A 1092-nucleotide genomic window follows, 5' to 3' on the forward strand; every position below is an offset into this window, starting at 1 on the left:
TTTTAATACCAATGCACGATGCTGCCTTATTTCAAGTGCCCATCGAAGTTGTTGATCAAAAGAAAGTAATAATTAAAGATGAATTTGAAAAAGCAATGCTCCTATATTGTCCTAAACTTAAGCCAAAGGTAATATTTAAAGAATTTACTGAATAAAAGCTTGCATATAAAAAAACTATTGGATAGAATTTAGGTAATTAAAATGGAATTATATCACACCAAATCAAAAAATGAATGGCTTACTAAAAAAGCAAAAGACTATGGAAGCTTAGTAGAAAAGCGGGGAATTTACATCAATTTGGTTTTGAATTTCAAATTAACCGTTCGAATGTTTGACAGTTCTGTGTTTCGAAGTCCTATAACATACAAAACCGTGAACTATTCTTAAAACCTAACTTCTTCAAAACATGCACCCCCACCTAAAACCCCTCTTCAGCAAAATCTTTGACCTAAACTGGAAATTTGGTACATTTCTGATATTGTTGGTTTGTGTGCCGAGGTTTGTGTTGGTACTTCAGGCCAATGCTTCGGGTAATTATGGGGCTATCGGGCTTATCATGACGGTTTCGGCTTTGGCTCCGTTTATTTTTTTGAGTAAAGCGGGTCGTATGGCCATCGGTATACAAAAAGCTCAGGGTTTTAAATGGCTATTTCTGGCCTTTTTGGCTGGGCTGGCGGCCAGTGTTATGCTGTTTTTTTTGGGTAAAATCTTATATGATACTTCTTACCAAAACTGGTATCAATACATCGGCAAGTCATATAAAATTCCGGCTGAAATCACTGCAGCAGATAAGCAGGTCATGTTCGGCATTATGGCCATCACAGGCATGCTTTTTAGCCCCATCGGTGAGGAATTGTTTTTCAGGGGCATCGTACACAAGAGTTTTGAAAACTCTATAGGCGAGAAAAAAGCCTCCATCGTGGATGGCTCTGCCTTTGCCCTCACGCATATTTCTCATTTCGGCTTGGTGTTCGTGAATGAGCAATGGGCTTTTTACCCCTTTCCCACCCTACTGTGGGTATTGAGTATGTTTTTGGTGAGTATAATGTTTTTCTATTTCCGCAAAAAAACCGATAGCCTATTGGGTGCCAT

The 1092-nt window shown here is 38.6% G+C and carries 1 protein-coding gene; it reads left to right on the top strand.

Translation table 11 applies throughout. The features are described from left to right. Nucleotides 1-406: 406 nt before the first annotated feature. Nucleotides 407-1092: CPBP family intramembrane glutamic endopeptidase (locus EGI31_RS14840; RefSeq protein WP_255037960.1), on the top strand; the 686-nt coding region annotated here is incomplete at its 3' end.

Source organism: Lacihabitans soyangensis (assembly GCF_024343775.1).
Lineage (GTDB): Bacteria > Bacteroidota > Bacteroidia > Cytophagales > Spirosomataceae > Leadbetterella > Leadbetterella soyangensis.